Here is a 365-nt window from a genome sequence, read left to right as displayed (position 1 = left end):
ATATTCATCTCTATTAAAAATAGAGATGAATAGTGCGGAAAATTATTGATTGATGCGACGTGGAGGGTTCGAAAAACCCCCTGGTTTTGAGGTCTGCTCTGTGATTCCATTCGTCCGGTTCTGACTGAGGGAATGACGCTATGAAGCAGCTTGGTTTCTTTGATGTTGAAGAGCGTTTGACTCGCTTGAGCGGGCTTGGCGATCAGCTCGAAGCGCTTTCCCGGACTGTGGATTTTGAAGTGTTCCGTCCTGATCTGGAGAAGGCACTGGCCTATTCAGATGGAAGCAAAGGCGGGCGACCGCCATTTGATCCGGTGCTGATGTTCAAGATCCTGGTGATCCAGACGTTGAACAATTTGTCTGAT

The 365-nt window shown here is 47.9% G+C and carries 1 protein-coding gene; it reads left to right on the top strand.

The genetic code is table 11. The features are described from left to right. Nucleotides 1-140: 140 nt before the first annotated feature. On the top strand, nucleotides 141-365 hold a 225-nt coding region (locus tag KP705_RS19445), incomplete at its 3' end, for a transposase (RefSeq protein ID WP_215765500.1).

Origin of the sequence: Gluconobacter sp. P1D12_c (assembly GCF_018812105.1) — a bacterium.
GTDB classification, from domain to species: domain Bacteria; phylum Pseudomonadota; class Alphaproteobacteria; order Acetobacterales; family Acetobacteraceae; genus Gluconobacter; species Gluconobacter oxydans_A.
The sequence above is the reverse complement of the archived record's forward strand: the minus strand, read 5'-3'. Positions and strand labels throughout refer to the sequence as shown.